We start from the raw sequence: 19,820 nt of genomic DNA on the forward strand, positions 1-19,820 counted from the left end.
GGGCAGGCTCTGCTCGTCCACAGCCCCGGCCCCGGACCCGTCCCCGAGCGGGTCCGGGGCCGGTGGCATGGGGGCATGACGACGATCCCCAGAGTCCGAGACCTGCCCGACCTGCTCACCGTGGTGCCGCTGCTGGCCGGCTTCACCCCCACCGACGCGGTGGTGCTGGTGTGCCCGACCCCCACCGGCAGGGTGGCACTGCAACGCATCGCCCTGCCGCCGCGCGAGGCGTGGGGCGACCCCGCCGCCGACGCCGAGGACCTCGTGGCCCTGGTGCTGCCGGCCCTCGTGCGCGCCGGTCTCGACCGACTCACCGTCATCGGCTACCTGTCGGACCCGATGGACGAGGAGTACGTCGGGGGACTGGTGGCACGGGCGGAGGACTGGTTCCTCGAGGCCGGCGTGGACGTGCTGGGCGCGGCCCTGGTTTGCGAGGGCTCCTGGTGGCGGCCGGAGTGCCCCTGCGACGACCCGTTCTGCGGGGAGCCGCGCCCCGTGCCCAGCCTCCACGAGTCCGCCGCGGCCACCGCGCTCATCGCCGACGGGGCGATGGTGCACGCCTCGGCCGAGGAGCTGCTGCTGCCCTGGGTGCAGTCCGAGGAGGACGAGCTCACCCCCGAGGCGCTCCACGCGGCCCGCGAGCGGTGGGCCGGCCGCAAGGGACGGGCCCGGCTGCGGCGCGAGGCGCTGGCGCAGTGGGCCCGGTTGGTGGGGGAGGAGGGGGCCGAGCTCACCGACGAGGAGGTGGCGGCGGCCCTGTGGGCGGTGCGGCAGGTGGACGTGCGCGACGCCCTGGTGGCCTGGCTGACGCCCGGGGACGTGCCCCGTGACGTGCTCGACGCCTCCGCCTGGGCCGCGGTGGAGAAGGCCCTCGGGGACCCCGCCGAGCACCACCACCCGATGCGGTGGACCGCGTGGCCGCTCACGGGGAACCTGCGCCGGCTGGCCACCCGGGTGCCCTCCACCTGTGCGGGGCCGCTGCTGTGCACGGCCGGGCTGTGGGCGTGGTGGAACGGGGACGGGGTGGTGGCCCGCTTCCTGCTGGAGCGGGCGCTGGACGCCGAGCCGGGGCACACGCTGGCGGGGCTTCTGCTGCGGCTGGTGCACCACGGCATCCCCCTGGACGGGGGTGTCGCGGCCTGTCCCGCGGGGCCCGGTGCGGCGCGGGTCGCCGGGCTCTAGGCTGGGGCCCACTCACCCACCCACAGGAGGCCCAGAGCATGGCAGTCATCGTTGGTTACATCGCCTCGGACGAGGGGCGTGCGGCGCTCCGCTTCGGCGTCGACGAGGCGATCCGCCGCTCGGAGCCCCTGCAGGTGGTGCACTCCGCGCGCACCGGCAAGGGCAGCGGTGCGGACTCCACCCGTGCGTTCGTCCGCGAGCTGGAGAACGCCGAGTCCGCCCTGGCCGAGGCGGGGGTGCCGCTGGAGCGCCTGGACTTCGACCGTGGCAACGACCCCGCGGAGGACCTCGTCGAGGTGGCCGAGCAGGCCGAGACCAACGGCAAGCCGGCCGTCATCGTCATCGGGCTGCGTCGTCGCACGCCGGTGGGCAAGCTGCTGCTGGGCTCCAACGCCCAGCGCATCCTGCTCGAGGCGCCGTGCCCCGTCATCGCGGTGAAGGCCGTCTGAGCCGGCCCACGTGACGTCGCCGGGAGGGCCCCGTGGCCGCCCCCGGGGCCACCCCGCGCGACAGGGCGCGGGGTGGTTTTTTATAATGGGGGTGTTCCATCAGGCCGCGAGGCCGATCCGCTCACCGGTGGTCGCACCACGTCGCCGGTCCGTCGGTCTCCTCGGGTCGCCGGACGGTCGCCCACTCGGGGCGGTCCGTGAATCCCCATGATCTCGTGCCCGGTGGTTCGCCGTGCCCGTGTCACCAGGAAGGACCCTGCTCCGTGACTGCTCCCGCGTCCGACCCCGCCGCCGAGGCGACCACCGAGACCCCCGCCGTCAGCGAGCCCGTGACCGCGGTCCTGGGCAAGCAGATGATCGACAAGCCGGGCCTCGCCGAGTTCGTCGAGAAGGCCGTCGCCGACGGCAAGGTGGCCACCAACAAGGTCAAGGAGGCCATCGAGGGCGCCGACCTCACGGCCACCCAGGCGCAGCGGTTCATGAAGAACCTGCGTTCCCAGGGCGTGGAGCTGCACTTCGACCAGGAGATGGCCGCCGAGCTGGCCCAGCAGCAGCGTGGTGTGAAGCCCCGCACCACGCGCGCCAAGAGCACCACCAAGCGCACCCCCAAGGCCAGCACCACCACCACGCGGACGACCGCGGCCAAGTCCACCACCGCGAAGTCGACCGCCAAGAGCTCCACCGCCAAGACGACTGCCGCGAAGACCACGACGGCCAAGAGCACGACGGCCAAGAGCACCACCGGCACCTCCACCACCGCGAAGTCGACCACCGCGAAGGCCACCACCACCCGCAAGGCCACCGCCGCGGCCAAGACCTCCACGGCCAAGAAGACCACGGCCAAGGGCCCGGCCAAGAAGACCACGGCCAAGGCGAAGACGACCGCCCGCAACGCCTCGGCGGACGCCCCGGAGCTCGACGAGATCGCCGCCGAGGACGAGGCCGAGGAGAAGGCCGCCGCCGAGGGCAGGGACACCAACGAGCTGGTGGCCGGCGAGACCTCGCAGGCCGCGCCGCAGAAGGCCACCGCCGACGACGAGTCGGAGTCCCGTGGCTTCGTGCTGCGTGCCGACGACGAGGCCGACGCCCCGGCCCAGCAGGTGGTCACCGCCGGCGCCACCGCCGACGCCGTGAAGGACTACCTCAAGCAGATCGGCAAGGTCGCCCTGCTCAACGCCGAGCAGGAGGTGGACCTCGCCAAGCGCATCGAGGCCGGCCTGTTCGCCGAGCAGCGCCTGAACTCCGACGAGAAGATCGACGCCAAGCTCAAGCGCGAGCTGTGGTGGATCGCCTCGGACGGCAAGAACGCCAAGAACCACCTGCTCGAGGCCAACCTGCGCCTCGTGGTCTCCTTGGCCAAGCGCTACACCGGCCGCGGCATGCTCTTCCTGGACCTCATCCAGGAGGGCAACCTGGGCCTCATCCGCGCCGTCGAGAAGTTCGACTACACCAAGGGCTACAAGTTCTCCACCTACGCCACGTGGTGGATCCGTCAGGCCATCACCCGCGCCATGGCCGACCAGGCCCGCACCATCCGCATCCCGGTGCACATGGTGGAGGTCATCAACAAGCTGGCCCGCGTGCAGCGCCAGATGCTGCAGGACCTGGGCCGCGAGCCCACCCCGGAGGAGCTCGCCAAGGAGCTCGACATGACCCCGGAGAAGGTCGTGGAGGTGCAGAAGTACGGCCGCGAGCCGATCTCGCTGCACACCCCGCTGGGCGAGGACGGTGACTCCGAGTTCGGTGACCTCATCGAGGACTCCGAGGCCGTGGTGCCCTCCGACGCGGTGTCCTTCACCCTGCTGCAGGAGCAGCTGCACTCGGTGCTCGACACGCTCTCCGAGCGCGAGGCCGGCGTGGTCTCGATGCGCTTCGGCCTCGCGGACGGCCAGCCCAAGACGCTCGACGAGATCGGCCGCGTCTACGGCGTGACCCGTGAGCGCATCCGCCAGATCGAGTCCAAGACCATGTCCAAGCTGCGCCACCCGAGCCGCTCGCAGGTGCTCCGGGACTACCTGGACTGAGATTGCGTGCGGTGCTGCTGAGATTTTCCGTCATGGCGCGGTGTTCGTGCCTGACAGGGGAGACAGTAGCACCGCATAGCGCTACTAGTCCAGATAACGCTAGGATGGGGTCATGACCGACGCCCTCGATGTGCCCGCCTGCCGCGACCTGGCGCAGTCTTGGGCGCTGGCGCTGCGTGCCGACCGCAAGAGTCCCCAGACGCTGAAGGTCTACGGCGACGGCCTGCGGCTGTACCTTGACTGGTGCGAGACGAACGAGGCCCCGCCGATGGAGCGCGCGAGCCTGCGGGCGTGGGTGGCCGAGCTGCTGGACGGTGGCGCGGCTGCCGCCACCGCGCGATCCCGCCAACTGGCCGTCCGCCGGTTCTCCGCCTGGTTGGCCGACGAGGGGGAGTTGCATGACGACCCGTTCGTGGGGGTCAAGGCGCCGAAGCTCGACCAACAGGTGATTGAGCCGCTCACCGACGCCGAGCTGCGCGCGCTGGTGAAGGCGTGCGTGCCGCCGAAGGGCGCGAGCCGGTCCCAGGCGCTGCGAGACCGCCGCGATGAGGCGATCATCCGGCTCATGTTCGAGACCGGCGCGCGGGCCGGTGAGGTTGTTGCGCTGCAGCGCGATGACCTCGGCTTGGCCGAGGGCACCGCGATCATCCGGCGCGGCAAGGGCGGCAAGGGCCGCGTCGTCCCGCTGAGTCCGGCTGCCGTGCTGGCCGTTGACCGCTACCTGCGCCACCGCCGCGAGCACCGCCTGGCCGAGTCCCCGGCGTTGTGGCTGGGGGACCGGGGCAAGGCGTTCTCCTACGACGCTCTGCACAAGACCCTCGCCATGCGTGCCGAGGCCGCAGGCATCACCGGATTCCACCCGCACAAGCTGCGCCACACCGCCGCGCACCGCTGGTTGAGCAAGGGCGGCAGCGAGTCGGGGCTGATGGCGATGGCCGGGTGGACCCGGCCCGACATGCTGATGCGCTACACCAAGGCCCAAGCATCCGCCCGTGCCGCTGAGGAGTCCCGACGGCTCGATCTGGGGGAGTTGTGACCGATACGGACGGCTTCACCGCGTTCTCGCAGATGCTCGACGCCCGCGAGGAGCGGCGACGGCTGGGGCAGGCCGCCTACGAGGCGCTGAAGGCCACCGGGCGGCTGAAGCATCACCGAGTGCTGACCTACCGCTGCAAGACCCGCGGGTGCTTGTTGCTGGACGTTCTGCAGCTGCCCGCGCCGGTGGGCATGGTGTTCTACCAGCCCGGGTACAAGTTGGCGCCGTCTGTGAATGCGGCCCGGAGTACCGAGGCGGGCAGGCGGAACCACACCACCGACGGAGACCGCCGGTGGAAGCCCGCTGTGATGCCCGGTGGGCAGCCGGGCAACTACACCGTCAACTGCGACCACTTGAACGGTGTCGCCCTTGACGCCGACCGCGTGGAACGGGACATCGCAGAGGGGCGCGGGAAGGTCATCGTGACCGAAGAGGACCACGAACCGCAGTCGTGGACACCCCTGCATTCCGATGACGGGCGCAGGGTGGCGTGGCGATTCGTGGAGTGATTCTCTGCCCCGTTTGATTTCGTTGCGCTGTGCGTATATCTTGCGAACAAGGCAAGTAATGCCGAGCGAGCCTGTCATGTAATGGCAGACCCCGGGACATGGGCAACCCGGTGAGACCCGAGAGGGGTCCACCGATCATGTCCGAAATCACTTCCGAGCGCCGGCTGGCCGCGAGCATGGCCGCCCACGCCTCATGGGGGAACACCGAGGACCGCGCCAAGCGCACCGCACCGGCACGCCGCGCCCTGGACGAAAAGTTCCTGGCTCAGGCTGGGGGAGACCCCAAGCGTGCCGAGTCCCTGCGCCGCGCCTACTTCCAGCGTCTAGCGCTGAAGTCCGCTCAGTCCCGCCGCAAGGCCCGTGAGGCCCGCGAGGCAGCCAAGGCCGCCGAGGCCGAGCTGCGAGCCGTGGGGGGTGGTGCGGCATGAGCTGGACATGCGAACGCCCCCCGGCGGGCGATCCGAGGGGCGCTCACATCATGGCTGTTGACTACCCCCAGTCTAGCCCGTCCGAGGCCGTCATGGCGGCGCTGGAGGACTACGCCGGCCGCTCCGATGTGGTGGTGGTCTGCGCCGTGGAGAACAGCCGCGGCAAGTGGCGTCGCACGGTGACGTTCACCCTCGATGCAGCCCGGCGCAAGTACCGCCGTGCCCGCGCCAATGGCCACCGTGCCGTCCTGTTCACGGCAGACCTGCGAGTGACGCACCACCACGCGGCCACGCTCGACGCCCTGGCATGCATGGACGACGAGGCGGTGGGCCGATGATGACCCCCGAGACGATGCCGGCCCACCTGGCCGCGCCCAACTACGCCGAGATGACGCCCGGCGAGCTGCTGGCCTACGCGGTGGGCCGCAACCACGGGTACCGCGACGGTGCCGCTGAGGCGGTGGCCGAGGCATCGCGGCAGTGCCACGAGGCCGCCGTGGAGGCCGTGCGGAACCACGCGAAGGTGCCCGCCCGCGACCTGGAGGCTGACGTGCGCGACGCCGCAGCACGTGCGGACTGGTGGGCCGCCCGCCGGGGTGACCCGGTGGCCGAGCGCCCCGCCACCTGGACCGTGCCGGATGCGCCGGTGGAGCCGGTTCCGGCCCCGGTGTGGCCCGTGGATGACTTCCAGGGGGTGAGCCGGTGAGCAAGCCCGAGGAGACCCACCACGGCCCGGTGCCGGACCCGTGGGGCGGCCCGCAGCTGGGAGCGCATGATGACCGTTCCCGTGGACAGGTGCGGATGGCCTACAGGCTGGCCGATGCCTACGCCGACCGGCTGCTGCACGTGCACGGCATCGGCTGGTTGCACTGGGACGGCAAGCGGTGGGCCGAGGACGTGACCGGGGCCGCCACCCGTGCGGTGCTCGACGTGCTCGACACCGCGTGGTCCGAGGCGCGCAAGGATGCCGCCCTGGAGGCCGACGTGCGCAAGTGCGAGACCGCCGCCGGTGTGCGGGGCGTGCTGGACCTGGCCGCCGCGCTGGAGACGTTCGCCGCCACGGTGGACGACCTTGACGCGGACCCGGCGCTGCTGAACTGCGCGAACGGGACGCTCGACCTCGACACCGGCGAGTTGAAGGCGCACGACCCGCGCGACCGGCTGACCAAGGTCTGCCGGGCCGCGTACGACCCCGACGCCCAGGCGGGCGAGTGGGGCCGGTTCCTGGCCCGTGTGCTGCCGGACGACGCCGTGCGGGAGTACCTGCAACGGGTGGTCGGGCAGGCCCTGTACGGGCGCGTGCGGGAGCACCTGTTCCCGGTGCTCATCGGTGAGGGTGCCAACGGCAAGAGCACGGCGTACGACGCGCTCAACCACGCGCTGGGTGACTACGCCGCCGTGATCGACCCGTCGTTGCTGATGGCCTCCGACAAGGGCCACCGCAATGCCGGACCCGAACTCATGGAACTGATGGGTGCGCGGCTGGTGGTCGGTTCGGAGACCGAGGAGGGCCGCAAGCTCGACGAACCGACGATGAAGCGGCTCACCGGCGGTGACGCCCTGACCGCGCGCCGGCTGTACCGCGAGCCGGTGACGTGGAAGCCCTCGCACCAGTTGGTCTACGTGACCAATCACCTGCCCAAGGTGAAGGGCAACGACGCTGCGACGTGGCGACGGCTGCGGGTGGTGCCGTTCGGCGTGGTGGTCCCGCCCGAGGAGCGCGACCCCGACCTGCCCATGCGCCTGGAGGCGGCCGCCGAGGCCGTCCTGGCGTGGGCCGTGGACGGCTGGCGTGACTACCAGAACGGCGGGATGCGTGAGCCGGCGTCCGTGGTGCGCGCGACCGACGACTACCGCAACGACTCCGACGCGGTGGGTCGCTTCGTAGCCGAGCGGTGCTACACCGCCCCCGGCGCGACGGCCACGACCCGCGAGCTGTACACCGCATGGCAGCCGTGGGCGCACTCCGAGGGTGCCGAGCCGATGTCAGAGAAGGCGTTCGGCAACGAACTGGACCGGCTCGGATTCCCGGCCAAGCGCCTAAAGAAGGGCATGACCCGGCAGGGCATCGGGCTGTACGCACAGGACGACCTCACCGCTGGGGGTGAGGGGTGGTGAAGGGTGGTGAAGGGTTTCCGCAAACTTCCTCGCGTGCGGGGGATAGGAAAAGTTACGGGGAACCCTGCACCTCCCTACACCCCTCGCTGAAAATCCGCACTATCAAGCGGATTGGGGATCGTCGCGTGATCCTCGACTCTGCCGGCCACGAGTGGACGGACACCGGCAGGTGGTGCGCGGTGTGCCGCTGGCCGCTGCACCGGCTGCACCCGCTCGACGACGACGTTCACCCGACCTGTCGTGGCGGTGAGGTGTCGTGACCGATCCCCGCGTGACTGCTCACGGCTTGCTCACGTTCGCGTTGCTCGACGCCCAGGGGCGCGGGCAGACGATCCCCTGCCACGGCCCCCGCGGCGAGTGGTGGACGAGCGAAGACGCCGACGAGCGCGAGGCCGCCGTGCACGGCTGCCAGTCGTGCACGGTGCTGGAGGCGTGCGCTGCTGCCGCCGACGACACCCGCGAGGCACACCACGTTTGGGGAGGGGAAGACCGGACCCGCCCCCTGCGAAACCGACCGACCAAGAAGGAGAGGACCCGATGACCGCCAACAAGACCAGCGCCCGACAGTCCGAGATGAAGGAGCACGACATGACCCAGAACACCGACACCGACGCCCAGAACACCACCGCCGACGAGAAGGGTGGGCGTCCGGTGCCCACCCCTGACACCACGACCGAGAACACCACCGAGGAGACCCCCACCACCGCCGAGGAGGCCCCCGAGGTGCAGACCGCCGAGGATGACGGCAACCCCAACGCTGAGGCCGCCAAGTACAGGCGCAAGCTGCGCGACGCTGAGGCCGAGCGTGACGCCCTGGCGGGGCGCGTGGAGGCCCTGCAGCGAGCCGAGGCCGAGCGAATGGCCGCCGAGCACATGTCCAAGCCGAACGCCTTGTGGGCGGCTGGCACCGACCTGGCCGACCTGCTGAACGAAGACGGGACGGTGGACGCGGAGCGTGTCTCCCAGGCCGCCTCTAAGGCGATCTCTGCGCTCGGACTCGTGCCGGTGCGCCGGGCACCCAAGCCGGACGCCGCCCAAGGGGTAAGCGCTCCCGTGCGAGGTCTCGGGGCGGCACACCAGATGGCGGCCACCATCGCCGGACGCCGCATGTAGTCAACGCGATATGATCGGCGGTGACGGGGGACGCAGCCCAGGTGGTTAGCTCTCCGTCACCGCCGCCCCTGAGGGGCGCCCCGGCAGGCCCGTGGCCGCCGCGAGGTTCAGACCATTCGCGCGCGCCCGGGCCTCTTGCGTACCCGGGACGCACTCCCAAGGAGGTTCCCCAATGGCATCGACCCTGACCACGCCCATTGCAGCCGAGGCATGGCGGCCCAACGTCGTCTCGAGCTTCAACCCCGACGACCTGCTGACAGAGGCACTCATCACCCGGTGCGCGACCCGTGCGGGAAGCGTGGAGGGCGACGCGCCCGCCGTGCTGGTGCCCTACGTCGCCAACGACCCCACCGCCGGTTTCGTGCCCGAAGGTGCCGAGATCGGCCTGTCCGACGTGGAGGCCGCCCAGGTGCAGATCACCACGGACAAGATCGCCGTCGTGACCCGCGTCTCCCGCGAGGTCGTGAGCCAGTCGGGGGCCGCCGAGCGCATGGCGAACTCGCTGCGCCGCTCGGTGATCGCCAAGGCTGACGCCGCGTTCCTCAACAACGCCACCGACCCGACCGGACTGCTGAACGTGTCCGGGATCGCCACCGCTGGCGACCTCGGCGGCGCGACCGAGCCGAACCTGTTCGCCGTGTACGACGCAGTAGCCGCGATCGAAGCGGACGGCGGGCAGGCGACGCACCTGCTGATGAACCCCAAGGACTGGGCCGCGCTGTCGCGCATCCCGTCCGGCACGGGCAGTAATGTGTCGGTGCTGGCCGGTCCCCACGAGGCCGCCGAGCGCACCCTGGCCGGTGTGCCGGTGATCGTGCACGCCGCTGTCGCCCAGGGCAAGGCGCTGATGCTGGACCGCTCGGAGGTGGTGGCCGCCTACGGGTCCATGCAGCTGGCCCGCAGTGAGGACGCGTTCTTCACCGCCGACTCGGTGGGCATCCGTGCGACCTGGCGCATCGGGTGGAGCATCGTGCGCCCCGCCCGGCTGCAGCTGCTGACCATCGGCGCTGAGTGACGGTAGGGGGTGACCGTGGGCAAGTACCTGGCAGCCGATGACCTGGCCGCGTTCGTGAGCATCGACCCGGCGCGGGCTGCGGCGATGATCGAGGACGCGGAGGCGCAGGCCGTGCTAGCCGCCCCCTGTCTCGCTGACCCGGGGTTCACGGCTGACCCGCAGCGAGTGGCGCTCGTGAAGTCCATCCTGCGTGGCGCCGTGCTGCGCTGGCATGACGCGGGGAGCGGGTCTGTGGTCCAGGAGACCACCGGCCCGTTCTCCCGCACCATCGACACCAAGACGGCCCGGCGCGGTATGTTCTGGCCGGACGAGATTGCCCAGCTGCGCGACCTGTGCGCGGCGTTCACGGGCGAGTCGGGCGACGGGCGCGCGTTCCAGCTGGACACGACGCCGAATGCAGGATGGCGCGCAGCACACACGGACCGCTGTCCGTTCACGTTCGGCGCAGAGCGCTGCACGTGCGGGGCGCTCTTGGCGACCTGAGCCGCCTCCAGCCTCATGGGGTGGGGAGGCACCCCCTACCCCATGAGGCCGCCGACCTACAACGGGCAGTCGGTTTACACACACCGAGCTGCTGTCCACAGCGGGGGATGGGCCGCTGGGTGCCTCTGGTGCCCGCTGTGGGCGCCGTTCACGCCCCGCGGGCCGGTTGCCTGCCCGGCCCGGTTCCCGTGGCCTGTCCGGGGACCGCCTGGCATTTCGTTACAGGCTCGGTGGTGGAAAAAACGCCGCTGAGGAGACGGGCTGTGAGGGGCACGCGCGGAGGCTCAGGGGGCGTGTTCGGCGCCCAGAGGGGCCACGAGGGGGCGTAGCGGGCACGCTGCGGGGCCATGTGGAATGAGTCGGGGAGAGAACTCGACTGCCCGAAGTAGGTCGGCGCGGGCAGGGGGAGGGGGACACCCCCCCAGCCCCTGCCCGCGCCGGCAGGCGAGGGCATGTCCACCAGGGCCATCGCAGGCGTGACTGGCACCCACCACGAGACCGTCTCCCAAGACGCCAGAGGTGTTACCCGAGGTAACACCTCACCTGCCCCGCGCCCCACCCCCACCACGGGACCGTGGCGCGAGACCTGCGAGGTGTCGCAAATGCGACACCTGCCCCGCGCCCCACCCCCACCGTGGACCGCACCACTGGCGAGGTGAGCGGCGGGGACTGGCCCGTGGTCTGCGCGTCGGTCACCACGTGACGGTGTTCCCGGTCGTGCGGATGAACCTCGCCCGCGTGTACCGCTCGACGTTGCCGCGCCGTGTCCCGCGCCCTTCCGGCGCGCTCACGAAGACGTGGACGCCGTGACCGGACACCGACCGCTCGATGAACACGATCCGCTCGGGGACCGTGGCGATGATCGCGCGTGCTTCGTCGTCGGTCACATGGTCCAGGTCGTAGCAACCCAGCCCGCCACCGAGCATGACGCCGTACCCGTCACCGGGGCCGTGTTGCACGTCGGCCAACGTGGCCCAGGTTGCCGGGTCGGTGCTCGATGCTGGCCGTCCGTTCACCTGCACGGGCCGTTTGCCGTCGGCGCGGGTCCACCTGCGCCCGCGCATGGCTGCCGGGAAGGGGCAGTTGTTGGCACGGTGCGCGGCCACGCGGCACCGGGTGGCGCAGTACAGGCGCGCACGTCCACGAGCTGCCGGGGCGGGCAGGGGGGTACCGCAGTGCTGGCAGGTGGTGGGGCGCATGGTCACGGTGTCTCCCAGGGTGCGGGCGGGTGGGTGGTCCTGCAAGGCCCGGACCCCTGCGGGGGCAGGGCTGTGGCGACCCCCCCCAACGAACCGACCTACCCTGTCCGCCCGGGCACGGCTTGTAGCCCACCGCCCTAGGGGCGGCAGGCTGCCGTCAAGCCCGGGGAGGCCGTGCACTGCCTGGCCCTAGGCCGCACCCGCCCGGTTGCGGGTGCTGAGGTCAATCACCGGGGGCGCTGGTTGGTTTGCCCGTTAGGGGCGCGCGGCTGGCCCTGTCCGTGCCGCGCCTAGTGCTGCACCTGTCAGGCGTCGTCGCGCATGTACGGGTGGTCCGAGGGCCGGTAACGCCAGTTCACGGCGGCCGGGTGCGGGCGCTGCGGGTCGCTGGCCATGTCGGCAGCAATGAGGAGCGAGGCAGCGAGGCTGCGCGCCTGCGCCGGGGTCAGTTCGTCGGCGGCGAGGTTGCCCAACAGCACGACCGAGCCGCGTGCGTCGTCGGTGCCGTCCAGGCGGGTCACTCGACCGACCGGCAGGTGCCCGTCCACGCCCCAGATGGTCACGTCCGCCTCGTGGGCGTACGCGCCGGTGCTGGCCGCGCGGGCGGCGTGCTGCGCCGGGGTGACGGCGCACCAGTCCGGGCAGTTGTAGGGGGCGGTCATGCGTCATCACCGGGCACGACGGCCCAGGCGGTCACGGCGGAGATGACCACGGCACCGAGGAGGTGCGCGAGGCCGGAGGTTGCTTCAAGGGTCGCTAGGATCGCGTCCACGGCAGGCTCCTATCCCTGTCGTCTGGCCCCGAGGTGTTCCAGCACCTGCGGGGCCGCCCCGTTAGTCGGGGATATTTCGCACTACAACGCTCCGACGGTGTACCTCAACTGGCGCAGATTCCGCGCAGTCGCACAGTGTTCAAGGCGTCCACAGTCCGGGACTACCTGGACTGAGGCCGCGCGGCCTCCACGCGCGAAGGGCGCCACCCGTGGGGTGGCGCCCTTCGCGCGTGCGGTCCGGGGGACGGTCCCGGTGGGTGCCCGGCTCAGGCGCCGGCCGATGCGGGGAAGAGCACCCGCTTGAGACGGTCGACGCCGCCCTCGGTGGCGTCGAGCGAGGCGACGACCTGTTCGCGCAGCGCGTCGGCCTCGGCCCGCTCGGCCTCCGGTCCGGCGCCGCCCTCGACCGGGCGGGCGTAGCGGGCGTCGTCCACCCGCTGCGCCAGCTCGTGCAGGGGACGGTCGTCCAGGCCCGGCCGCTGGGCCAGCAGGTGGGCCGCCTGGCCGTGCACGGTGTCCGCGGCGCGGGTGGTGATGCCGCGGTCCAGCAGGTCCAGACGCAGCACCTCCCAGGCCGCCGACCAGGGGGAGTCCTCGCGCTCGAGCACGCGGGCCCGTGCGCGGCGCGCCCGCCAGGGTTGCACCGCCAGCGCCAGGGCCACCAGCAGGAGCACGCCCAGGGCCGTGAGCACCCACTCGAGCCAGGCCGGGGCGCCGGTGGACGACTGGCCGGCGTCCTCCGAGGACGGCGAGGGGGAGGCCTCGTCGGAGGAGGACGACGGGGAGGGGGACGCCGAGGCGTCGGACGAACTCTCGCTCGGCGACGGCGAGGCCTCGCTGGGGGAGGGCGAGGTCGAGGGCAGCGTGCTCGGCGCGGCGGTCGGCTGGCTGTACTCCGGCGCCGCGGAGGCGCGGCTCGAGGGGGTCGGCTCGAAGCGGAGCCAGCCCACGCCCTCGAAGTACAGCTCCGGCCACGCGTGGGCGTCGTTGCGGCGGACCAGGCGTTCGGGGCCCACGTCGGACCCCCGGCCCAGCTGCTCGCCGGTCTCCTCACCCGGCAGCACGCCCATGGCCATGCGGGCCGGGATGCCCTGCTGCCGGGCCATCATGATCATCGTGGTCGCGTACTGGGTGCAGTAGCCGCGCCGCTCGCGCAGGAAGGCCTCCACCATCGACTCCCCGGCCTGCGGCTCGGCGGCGTCCAGCGAGTACCGGAAGTCGCCGTTGCGCAGCCAGGCCTGCATGGCGCGGGCCTTGTCCAGGGGGGCGGCCTGCGGGTCCACCGCCTCGGCGTTGGCCTCGCTCACGGCGGCCTGCAGCTCCTGCGGCACCTCCAGGCTGGCGGCGGTCACGTCGTCGGCGTTCTGGCCGCCGTCGGTGCGCAGCTTCTCCGGTACGCGCGGCTCCAGGACCGCGCCCTCGTAGCGCTGGGCCTCCTCGGCCACCCACACCGCGTCCGTGCGCGGGTCACCGGTGACGGCCACGGGGGAGCGCAGGTCCACCGGGAACGAGGGCGTGGCCAGGAAGGGCGGCCGGATGCCGGCGGCGGTCACCGCGAACTGCTCGGTGGAGCTCTTGAGCACGTCGGCCCAGTCCACCCGCGGCAGTTTGTCCGGCACGGTGCCCTGCACCGCCCGCGGGTCGCGCAGCACCTCGGCGGCCGCCCGGCCCTCCACGGGCTGCCATCGGTCGTCGGCGAACCGATCGGTGGCGGTGATCCGCAGCGGGCCCGGGTCGTCCGAGGAGCTGTGCCAGAGCACCACCGGGCGCTCGTCACCGCTGGTGAGGTCGGCACGCAGGTCCATGGACTCGGTGAAGTCCACCGTGGTCAGGGAGGTGTTCTCGGCCAGGCCGCGCCCGGAGAGCTGCTGGTCGCGCTGCGGCAGCGTCGCCGGCACCACCAGGGCGGCCGCCACGGCGGCGGCGGTGAGCACGACGGCCGTCGCCAGCAGCACGCCACGCCCCGGGGCGCCCGTCACGCCCTGGCCGCGGGCCGCGTCGTCGGCGGTCTCCGAGGAGCGGTGCAGGGCCAGCAGGGCGGTGAACAGCAGGGCCAGCACGAGGAACCACCACCACGGCTCGTGGGTGGTGCGGTTGGCGGCCAGGGTCACGAACACCAGCAGCGGTGCGATGGCGGCCACGAGCACCGAGCGGGCGGTGTGCACGGCGGAGTCGGTGAGCACGGTCACCAGCGCCACGAGCGCCAGCAGGCAGAAGGTGAGCGAGGGGTCGGCGGGCACCGGGGCCGAGGCCACGGCGAGCAGCTCGCCGGTGGCCCGCACGTGCTCGGCCACGGCGGTGGCCGTGGCGGGCGTGGGCAGCACGCCCAGGGCGAGGGTGCCGGCGAGCGTCCCGCGCAGCAGCCACACCAGGGCCACCAGCCCCTGGACCAGGCTGCCCAGCACGGCTGAGCCGGTGAGCAGGCGCACCACGGCCGAGGTGGCCACGAGCGCCAGCACGAGGCGCACCGTGGACCCCCACCACCCGCCGTCGGCGAAGAGGTGGGTGGCCGGCCAGAAGACCGTGAGCAGGAGCCCTGTCACGAGCAGTGCCGAGACCGGCTGCGTGCGCTCCCAGGGACGACCACGGCGGGGGGTGCCGGGGCGCGCGCCGTCGTGGGGTGCCCCGGCGGGGGAGTTCAGGGGGGAGCTCATCGGGTCTCACCTCGGGAGGTCGTGCGCGTCAGGAGGTCCACGGCGCGACGCACCTGGGCGTCGGCCGCGCGGGCCGCCTCGGCGCCCGGCGGGGTGCCGCCGGCGGCCGCGGCCGGCGCCGGGCCCCAGGTGGCCACGCGCCACCCGGCACGGCGCAGTCCGAAGACGGCGGTCTCGCGGCCGGAGGGGGCGTCGGTCACCAGCAGTGCGCTGCCGGTGTGGCGGGGGTGGCGGGCGGCCAGGTCGCCCAGGGCGGTGGTGGTGTCCCCGACGGTGAGCAGGAAGGGCACGCCGCCGCGGCGCGGTGCGGTCAGGGCGGCCTCGGTGAAGCCGGCCGGGCGCGAGCCCCGCGGGGCCACGCGCGCCAGGTGGGCCAGGGCCTCGGCGCGGGTGAGGTCGCGCTCGTGCAGGCGCTCCTGCCAGCCCGATGCGGTGAGCAGCCGGACGCGCAGCCCGGCGCGGGCCGTGGCCTCCACGAGGGTGGCGGCCACCCGGACCGCCCCCTCGAAGGCCGCCGGCCCCGGGCAGTCGCCACCGTCGGAGGCGGGCTCTCCCCACGCGGCGGCCTCGTCGAGCACCACGAGCACCCACGGCACGAGCTCCGTGTCGTCGTGGCGCACCATCAGCTCGCCGGCGCGGGCGGTGCTGCGCCAGTGCACGCGGCGCACGTCGTCGCCCCGGCCGTACTCGCGCACCGCCGTGGCGTCCAGGGAGTCGGAGGTGGGACGGGCGCTGAGGGTCCGTTGGGCAGCGTCCTGCACGAGGCGCCGGACCCGCGTCGCCGGGTAGTCGACCGCCCGCGGCAGCACGTCCACCGCCAGCGCCTCGCCGGACCGGGTGAGCGCCTGGCGGGTCAGGCCGAAGGGGTCGGAGCGGTCGAGCAGGACCGGTCCCAGCTCGAAGCGGCCCCGGGCCCCCGCCCGCAGGTCCACGGTGCGCTGCGTCGCCCGGGGGCCCACCACCATCGTCCCCAGCTCCACCGGCTCGCCCCAGGTGGGGTGCAGCGGCAGGTGCGCCACCACCGGCGGGGACGGCAGGGGAGAGGTGGACCGGGTGGCCACCTGCACCTGCACCGCGTCACCCGCCCGCGGTGCCGCCGGCTCGGTCGACAGGTCGGAGTGGGTGGTCCGGGCCGCGCCCAGCCCGAGCAGCCAGGTGAGCAGCGGCAGCACCACCAGCAGCACGCCGAGGCGGCTGAGGTCGCCCAGGGCGAAGTACTGCCCCGTGCCCACCAGCACGAGGCCCGAGAACACCAGCACCCACCCGCGCAGGGTGAACCCGGGCAGGCGGCGGGAGGACACGGAGGCCATCAGGGGGCGACCGGGATCACGCGGTGCGGTGCACGGGCACCTGGGCGAGCACCTGGCGGACCACGTCCCGGGCGTCCACGTCGTGCTCCACGATGAGGCGGTGCGGCAGGGTCCACGGGGCCACGCGCTGCACGTCGTCCGGGGTCACGGCCTCGCGCCCCTGAAGGGCCGCGTGGGCGGCCGCGGTGCGCAGCAGGTGCAGCGAGGAGCGCGGGGAGGCGCCGAGCACCACGTCGGGGGTGCTGCGGGTGGCGTGCACCAGGTCCACCACGTAACCGCGCAGGGCGGCTGAGGCGTGCACGCGCCGCGCGGCGGCCACGAGCGACTGCAGGTCGGCCACGCTCATCACCGGGCGCAGCCGCGCCAGCGGGTCGTCGCCGACCTGCTCGTCCAGCATCGCGATCTCGGCCTCCCGCGAGGGGTAGCCCAGGGAGGTCTCGCACGCGAAGCGGTCGCGCTGGGCCTCCGGCAGGGCGTAGGTGCCCTCCATCTCCACCGGGTTCTGCGTGGCCATCACGAGGAAGGGCTCGGGCAGCGGGCGGGTGGCCCCGTCGACGGTCACGGTGTGCTCGGCCATCGCCTCCAGGAGGGCCGACTGGGTCTTGGGCGAGGCGCGGTTGATCTCGTCGGCGATGACGACGTTGGCGAAGACGGGCCCGGGGTGGAACTGGAACTCGCCCCGGTCGGCGTGCCAGACGCTCACGCCGGTGACGTCGCCGGGCAACAGGTCGGGCGTGAACTGGATGCGGCCCACGGTGCCGCCGCTGGCGGTGGCCAGGGCGCGGGCGAGGGTGGTCTTGCCGACGCCGGGCACGTCGTGGAGCAGCAGGTGCCCCCCGGACAGCAGGGTCACCAGGACGGTGTCGAGCACCTCGTCGTCGAGGTGGACCACCGAGGAGACGGCGCGGCGCAGGGCCTCGGCGCCGGAGCGCACGTCGGCGGCCGAGCGGGGCGGGATGTGGGTCGACATGCGCACATGGTGCCGTACGGGCGCGCGCTGGGGGGTGCTCCACACCTCCTCCACTTTCCTCCACCACCGCGCTCCACGGGGCAGGATCTGGCCTGTTCTCGTGGGGGTGTGGCGCCGGGGTCGAGGCTGGACGCGCCGGGGTGCCCGTGGGTCCGGCGCGTGGATTTCGCACTATGTCGCCGATGTCGTGGGGCGGGGGGGAGTGGGGGAGCGGAGGGGGTTCGTGGTGGAGCAAAGTGGAGTACGCTGGAGGTGCCCATTGATGACGCCGTCGTGACCGGCGACCGAGCGCGCCTGACCAGGAGACGAGGTGAGCCGTCCATGTTCCTCGGGACGTACACGCCTCGCCTCGACGAGAAGGGCCGGCTCTTCCTGCCGGCCAAGTACCGGGACAAGCTCGCCCACGGCCTGGTGGTCACGCGCGGGCAGGAGCGGTGCCTCTACGTCTTCCCGATGGCGGAGTTCGAGCGACTGGCCACGGCCATGCAGTCCACCCCGGTGAGCAGCAAGGCCGTCCGCGACTTCCAGCGCGTGTTCCTCTCGGGTGCCTCCGACGAGGTGCCCGACAAGCAGGGGCGCGTGGTCATCCCGCCGGCGCTGCGTGAGTACGCGGGGCTCTCCCGCGACTGCACGGTCATCGGGACGGGCAACCGGGCCGAGATCTGGGACACCGCGGCCTGGGAGGAGTACCTGGAGAAGACCGAGCAGGCCTTCTCCGAGCAGTCCGAGGAGGTGGTGCCCGGTCTGCTGTGACGTCCTGCCGCGCCGGCCCCTGCCGCGCCGCCCCCGGCACACCTTCCCCGGTGCCGGGAGCAGCCGGCCGGGACCAGCTCGGCAGGGCCCACCGCCCACCACCGCGCACCACCTGCCCCACACCGCCCCACCGGACCGACCGACCGCCACGACCCCGCCGCATCACCCCGCACCACCCGACCAGCACCGCCCCACCGGGGAGGAGGACCGATGACCGCCGAGAAGCCCACGCACACCCGCCACGTGCCGGTGATGCTGCCGCGCATCCTCGACCTCCTGGCCCCGGCCCTGGAGGCGGCGGACCGGCCGGTGCACCTCGACGGGACGCTCGGCATGGGTGGCCACGCCGAGGCGGTGCTGGAGCGCTTCGAGCACGTGCGGGTCGTCGGCATCGACCGCGACCCGCAGGCCATCGCGCTGGCCTCCGAGCGCCTGGCCCGCTTCGGCGACCGCTTCGTGGCCCACCACGGCACCTACGACGAGGTGCCCGAGGCCCTGGCCCTGCACGGCGTGGACGCGGCCGAATCGATGCTCTTCGACCTCGGGGTGTCCTCCCTGCAGCTCGACGAGGTGGACCGCGGGTTCTCCTACGCCCGCAACGCCCCGTTGGACATGCGCATGAACCCCACCGTGGGCGCCTCGGCCGCCGACGTGCTCAACACCTACGAGCACGGGGAGCTGGCCCGTGTGCTCAAGGAGTACGGCGAGGAGCGCTTCGCCGGCAGGGTCGCCAGCGCCGTGCTCCGGGAGCGCGAGGTGGAGCCGTTCACCGACTCCGCCCGTCTCGTGGAGCTGCTGGAGCGCACCGTGCCGGCCGCCTCCCAGCGCACCGGGGGGCACCCGGCCAAGCGCACCTTCCAGGCCCTGCGCATCGAGGTGAACAGCGAGTTGTCCATCTGGGCCACCACCGTGCACCGCGCGCTGGACCACCTGGCCGTGGGTGGTCGCCTGGCGGTGCTCTCCTACCACTCGCTGGAGGACCGTCTCACCAAGCAGGCCCTTGCCGCCGGGGCCACCTCCAGCGCGCCGCCCGACCTGCCCGTGGAGCTGCCCGAGCATGCGCCCTGGCTGCGCCTGGTGACCCGTGGCGCCGAGCAGCCCGACGAGGCCGAGCGCGCCGCCAACCGCCGTTCCAGCTCCGCCCGCCTGCGCGTGGCAGAGCGCACCCGTACCGCCGACCGCCCGTCCCGGAGGGAGAACCGATGACCACCGCACCGTGGAGCGGCCCCCGAGGCCTGCGAGGACGGTCCCTGCCCGGCACCGACGCGCTGCGTCCCGCCGCGTGGGGTCGCGCCGTCGGGGCCGCCGCGGGTACGGGTGTGCGGACCGCGCGGGGCTACGTCACCTCCTGCTCGCGCAAGGTCTTTGCCGTGCTCTGCGCCGTCCTCGTGCTGCTGGCGATGGTGGCCGCGCTGCTGCTCAACACCGCCCGCGGGGCCGGGGCCTTCCAGCTGGCTGAGGCCGAGAGCTCGCAGCGACAGGCCGCCGAGACCCGCCTGGCCCTCGAGGCGCAGGTGGACGAGATGAACTCCCCGGAGCAGGTCTCGCGCCGCGCCGAGGACCTGGGCATGGTGCCGGCTGGCACGATGGGGTACGTCGACCCGGCCTCCGGGAGCGTCGTCGGCGAGGCCGAGGTGGCCGAGGCCGCACCCACGAAGGAGGACGCCTCGAAGGACTCCGCCAAGGGCAAGGACCCGGCCCGCGGCGAGGGGGCCGGCAAGGACTCCGAGGACGAGGGCGCCGCCCGGGGCAAGGGCCCGAAGGACGCGGCGAAGCCCTCGTCGAAGACCGCGGACCGCCACTGA

At 73.0% G+C, this 19,820-nt stretch carries 21 protein-coding genes; 16 read left to right on the top strand and 5 right to left on the bottom strand.

What is annotated here, in order from left to right:
• Nucleotides 1-75 precede the first annotated feature (75 nt).
• From ACFFHC_RS06860 to ACFFHC_RS06920, 13 genes are all read left to right on the top strand, one after another.
• Nucleotides 76-1,182: a DUF4192 domain-containing protein gene (locus tag ACFFHC_RS06860; protein ID WP_070705301.1), complete on the top strand. Its 1,107-nt coding sequence runs from the start codon at nucleotides 76-78 to the stop codon at nucleotides 1,180-1,182.
• Nucleotides 1,183-1,220: 38 nt separating this feature from the next.
• Nucleotides 1,221-1,631, top strand: coding sequence for a universal stress protein (locus ACFFHC_RS06865; RefSeq protein WP_070705302.1), 411 nt, complete (start codon nucleotides 1,221-1,223; stop codon nucleotides 1,629-1,631).
• A gap of 353 nt (nucleotides 1,632-1,984) precedes the next feature.
• Nucleotides 1,985-3,655: an RNA polymerase sigma factor gene (locus tag ACFFHC_RS06870; protein WP_141494406.1), complete on the top strand. Its 1,671-nt coding sequence runs from the start codon at nucleotides 1,985-1,987 to the stop codon at nucleotides 3,653-3,655.
• Between the two features lie 112 nt (nucleotides 3,656-3,767).
• Complete coding sequence (locus tag ACFFHC_RS06875; RefSeq protein WP_379804056.1) at nucleotides 3,768-4,691, top strand: tyrosine-type recombinase/integrase; 924 nt, start codon at nucleotides 3,768-3,770, stop codon at nucleotides 4,689-4,691.
• Nucleotides 4,688-5,200 (top strand): hypothetical protein, encoded by a 513-nt coding sequence (locus ACFFHC_RS06880; protein WP_379804059.1) that lies wholly within the window; start codon nucleotides 4,688-4,690, stop codon nucleotides 5,198-5,200. The genes ACFFHC_RS06875 and ACFFHC_RS06880 overlap by 4 nt, the downstream gene beginning before the upstream one ends.
• A gap of 137 nt (nucleotides 5,201-5,337) precedes the next feature.
• Complete coding sequence (locus tag ACFFHC_RS06885) at nucleotides 5,338-5,628, top strand: hypothetical protein (RefSeq protein WP_379804062.1); 291 nt, start codon at nucleotides 5,338-5,340, stop codon at nucleotides 5,626-5,628.
• Between the two features lie 50 nt (nucleotides 5,629-5,678).
• Nucleotides 5,679-5,966 (top strand): hypothetical protein, encoded by a 288-nt coding sequence (locus ACFFHC_RS06890; protein ID WP_379804065.1) that lies wholly within the window; start codon nucleotides 5,679-5,681, stop codon nucleotides 5,964-5,966.
• Nucleotides 5,963-6,334 carry a hypothetical protein gene (locus ACFFHC_RS06895; RefSeq protein ID WP_379804069.1) on the top strand — a complete coding sequence of 124 codons (372 nt, stop codon included), beginning with the start codon at nucleotides 5,963-5,965 and terminating at the stop codon, nucleotides 6,332-6,334. The genes ACFFHC_RS06890 and ACFFHC_RS06895 overlap by 4 nt, the downstream gene beginning before the upstream one ends.
• On the top strand, nucleotides 6,331-7,746 hold the full coding sequence (locus tag ACFFHC_RS06900; protein ID WP_379804072.1) for a DNA primase family protein: 1,416 nt from the start codon (nucleotides 6,331-6,333) through the stop codon (nucleotides 7,744-7,746). The genes ACFFHC_RS06895 and ACFFHC_RS06900 overlap by 4 nt, the downstream gene beginning before the upstream one ends.
• Before the next feature lie 271 nt (nucleotides 7,747-8,017).
• Entirely contained in the window at nucleotides 8,018-8,287 is a 270-nt protein-coding gene (locus tag ACFFHC_RS06905) for a WhiB family transcriptional regulator (RefSeq protein ID WP_379804129.1), read from the top strand.
• Nucleotides 8,284-8,859, top strand: coding sequence for a hypothetical protein (locus ACFFHC_RS06910; RefSeq protein WP_379804075.1), 576 nt, complete (start codon nucleotides 8,284-8,286; stop codon nucleotides 8,857-8,859). The genes ACFFHC_RS06905 and ACFFHC_RS06910 overlap by 4 nt, the downstream gene beginning before the upstream one ends.
• Before the next feature lie 172 nt (nucleotides 8,860-9,031).
• Nucleotides 9,032-9,874 (top strand): phage major capsid protein, encoded by an 843-nt coding sequence (locus ACFFHC_RS06915; RefSeq protein ID WP_379804078.1) that lies wholly within the window; start codon nucleotides 9,032-9,034, stop codon nucleotides 9,872-9,874.
• 15 nt (nucleotides 9,875-9,889) lie between these two features.
• Nucleotides 9,890-10,357 carry a hypothetical protein gene (locus tag ACFFHC_RS06920; protein WP_379804081.1) on the top strand — a complete coding sequence of 156 codons (468 nt, stop codon included), beginning with the start codon at nucleotides 9,890-9,892 and terminating at the stop codon, nucleotides 10,355-10,357.
• A gap of 692 nt (nucleotides 10,358-11,049) precedes the next feature.
• Here the strand turns inward: ACFFHC_RS06920 and ACFFHC_RS06925 are convergent.
• The 5 genes from ACFFHC_RS06925 to ACFFHC_RS06945 form a co-directional block, all read right to left on the bottom strand.
• Nucleotides 11,050-11,463 (bottom strand): bifunctional DNA primase/polymerase, encoded by a 414-nt coding sequence (locus ACFFHC_RS06925; protein ID WP_379804085.1) that lies wholly within the window; start codon nucleotides 11,461-11,463, stop codon nucleotides 11,050-11,052.
• A gap of 398 nt (nucleotides 11,464-11,861) precedes the next feature.
• Nucleotides 11,862-12,218, bottom strand: coding sequence for a hypothetical protein (locus ACFFHC_RS06930; RefSeq protein WP_379804090.1), 357 nt, complete (start codon nucleotides 12,216-12,218; stop codon nucleotides 11,862-11,864).
• Between the two features lie 376 nt (nucleotides 12,219-12,594).
• The gene (locus tag ACFFHC_RS06935; RefSeq protein ID WP_379804093.1) at nucleotides 12,595-14,982 is read right to left on the bottom strand and encodes a transglutaminaseTgpA domain-containing protein; all 2,388 of its coding nucleotides are present in this window, start codon (nucleotides 14,980-14,982) and stop codon (nucleotides 12,595-12,597) included.
• Nucleotides 14,979-16,283, bottom strand: coding sequence for a DUF58 domain-containing protein (locus ACFFHC_RS06940; RefSeq protein ID WP_180802244.1), 1,305 nt, complete (start codon nucleotides 16,281-16,283; stop codon nucleotides 14,979-14,981). Before ACFFHC_RS06940 ends, ACFFHC_RS06935 begins: the two co-directional genes overlap by 4 nt.
• A 25-nt stretch (nucleotides 16,284-16,308) precedes the next feature.
• A complete protein-coding gene (locus tag ACFFHC_RS06945; protein WP_070703836.1) occupies nucleotides 16,309-17,262 on the bottom strand; it encodes an AAA family ATPase in 954 nt (317 codons plus the stop codon).
• A gap of 321 nt (nucleotides 17,263-17,583) precedes the next feature.
• On the opposite strand from ACFFHC_RS06945, the gene mraZ reads away from it, so the two are divergent.
• From mraZ to ftsL, 3 genes are all read left to right on the top strand, one after another.
• The gene (gene mraZ / locus ACFFHC_RS06950; RefSeq protein WP_070703834.1) at nucleotides 17,584-18,015 is read left to right on the top strand and encodes a division/cell wall cluster transcriptional repressor MraZ; all 432 of its coding nucleotides are present in this window, start codon (nucleotides 17,584-17,586) and stop codon (nucleotides 18,013-18,015) included.
• A 210-nt stretch (nucleotides 18,016-18,225) separates the two neighbouring features.
• A complete protein-coding gene (gene rsmH / locus ACFFHC_RS06955) occupies nucleotides 18,226-19,221 on the top strand; it encodes a 16S rRNA (cytosine(1402)-N(4))-methyltransferase RsmH (RefSeq protein ID WP_070703832.1) in 996 nt (331 codons plus the stop codon).
• The gene (gene ftsL / locus ACFFHC_RS06960) at nucleotides 19,218-19,820 is read left to right on the top strand and encodes a cell division protein FtsL (protein WP_070703829.1); all 603 of its coding nucleotides are present in this window, start codon (nucleotides 19,218-19,220) and stop codon (nucleotides 19,818-19,820) included. Before rsmH ends, ftsL begins: the two co-directional genes overlap by 4 nt.

Origin of the sequence: Kytococcus schroeteri (assembly GCF_042433515.1) — a bacterium.
In the GTDB taxonomy this organism is placed as follows: Bacteria; Actinomycetota; Actinomycetes; order Actinomycetales; family Dermatophilaceae; genus Kytococcus; species Kytococcus schroeteri.

Bases quoted from the DNA above. Each gene is read 5' to 3' on its own strand.
- ACFFHC_RS06860 (WP_070705301.1), top strand. From the start codon at position 76: ATGACGACGATCCCCAGAGTCCGAGACCTGCCCGACCTGCTCACCGTG.
- ACFFHC_RS06865 (WP_070705302.1), top strand. From the start codon at position 1,221: ATGGCAGTCATCGTTGGTTACATCGCCTCGGACGAGGGGCGTGCGGCG.
- ACFFHC_RS06870 (WP_141494406.1), top strand. From the start codon at position 1,985: ATGATCGACAAGCCGGGCCTCGCCGAGTTCGTCGAGAAGGCCGTCGCC.
- ACFFHC_RS06875 (WP_379804056.1), top strand. From the start codon at position 3,768: ATGACCGACGCCCTCGATGTGCCCGCCTGCCGCGACCTGGCGCAGTCT.
- ACFFHC_RS06885 (WP_379804062.1), top strand. From the start codon at position 5,338: ATGTCCGAAATCACTTCCGAGCGCCGGCTGGCCGCGAGCATGGCCGCC.
- ACFFHC_RS06890 (WP_379804065.1), top strand. From the start codon at position 5,679: ATGGCTGTTGACTACCCCCAGTCTAGCCCGTCCGAGGCCGTCATGGCG.
- ACFFHC_RS06895 (WP_379804069.1), top strand. From the start codon at position 5,963: ATGATGACCCCCGAGACGATGCCGGCCCACCTGGCCGCGCCCAACTAC.
- ACFFHC_RS06910 (WP_379804075.1), top strand. From the start codon at position 8,284: ATGACCGCCAACAAGACCAGCGCCCGACAGTCCGAGATGAAGGAGCAC.
- ACFFHC_RS06915 (WP_379804078.1), top strand. From the start codon at position 9,032: ATGGCATCGACCCTGACCACGCCCATTGCAGCCGAGGCATGGCGGCCC.
- ACFFHC_RS06930 (WP_379804090.1), bottom strand. From the start codon at position 12,218: ATGACCGCCCCCTACAACTGCCCGGACTGGTGCGCCGTCACCCCGGCG.
- ACFFHC_RS06935 (WP_379804093.1), bottom strand. From the start codon at position 14,982: ATGAGCTCCCCCCTGAACTCCCCCGCCGGGGCACCCCACGACGGCGCG.
- ACFFHC_RS06945 (WP_070703836.1), bottom strand. From the start codon at position 17,262: ATGTCGACCCACATCCCGCCCCGCTCGGCCGCCGACGTGCGCTCCGGC.
- mraZ (WP_070703834.1), top strand. From the start codon at position 17,584: ATGTTCCTCGGGACGTACACGCCTCGCCTCGACGAGAAGGGCCGGCTC.
- rsmH (WP_070703832.1), top strand. From the start codon at position 18,226: ATGACCGCCGAGAAGCCCACGCACACCCGCCACGTGCCGGTGATGCTG.
- ftsL (WP_070703829.1), top strand. From the start codon at position 19,218: ATGACCACCGCACCGTGGAGCGGCCCCCGAGGCCTGCGAGGACGGTCC.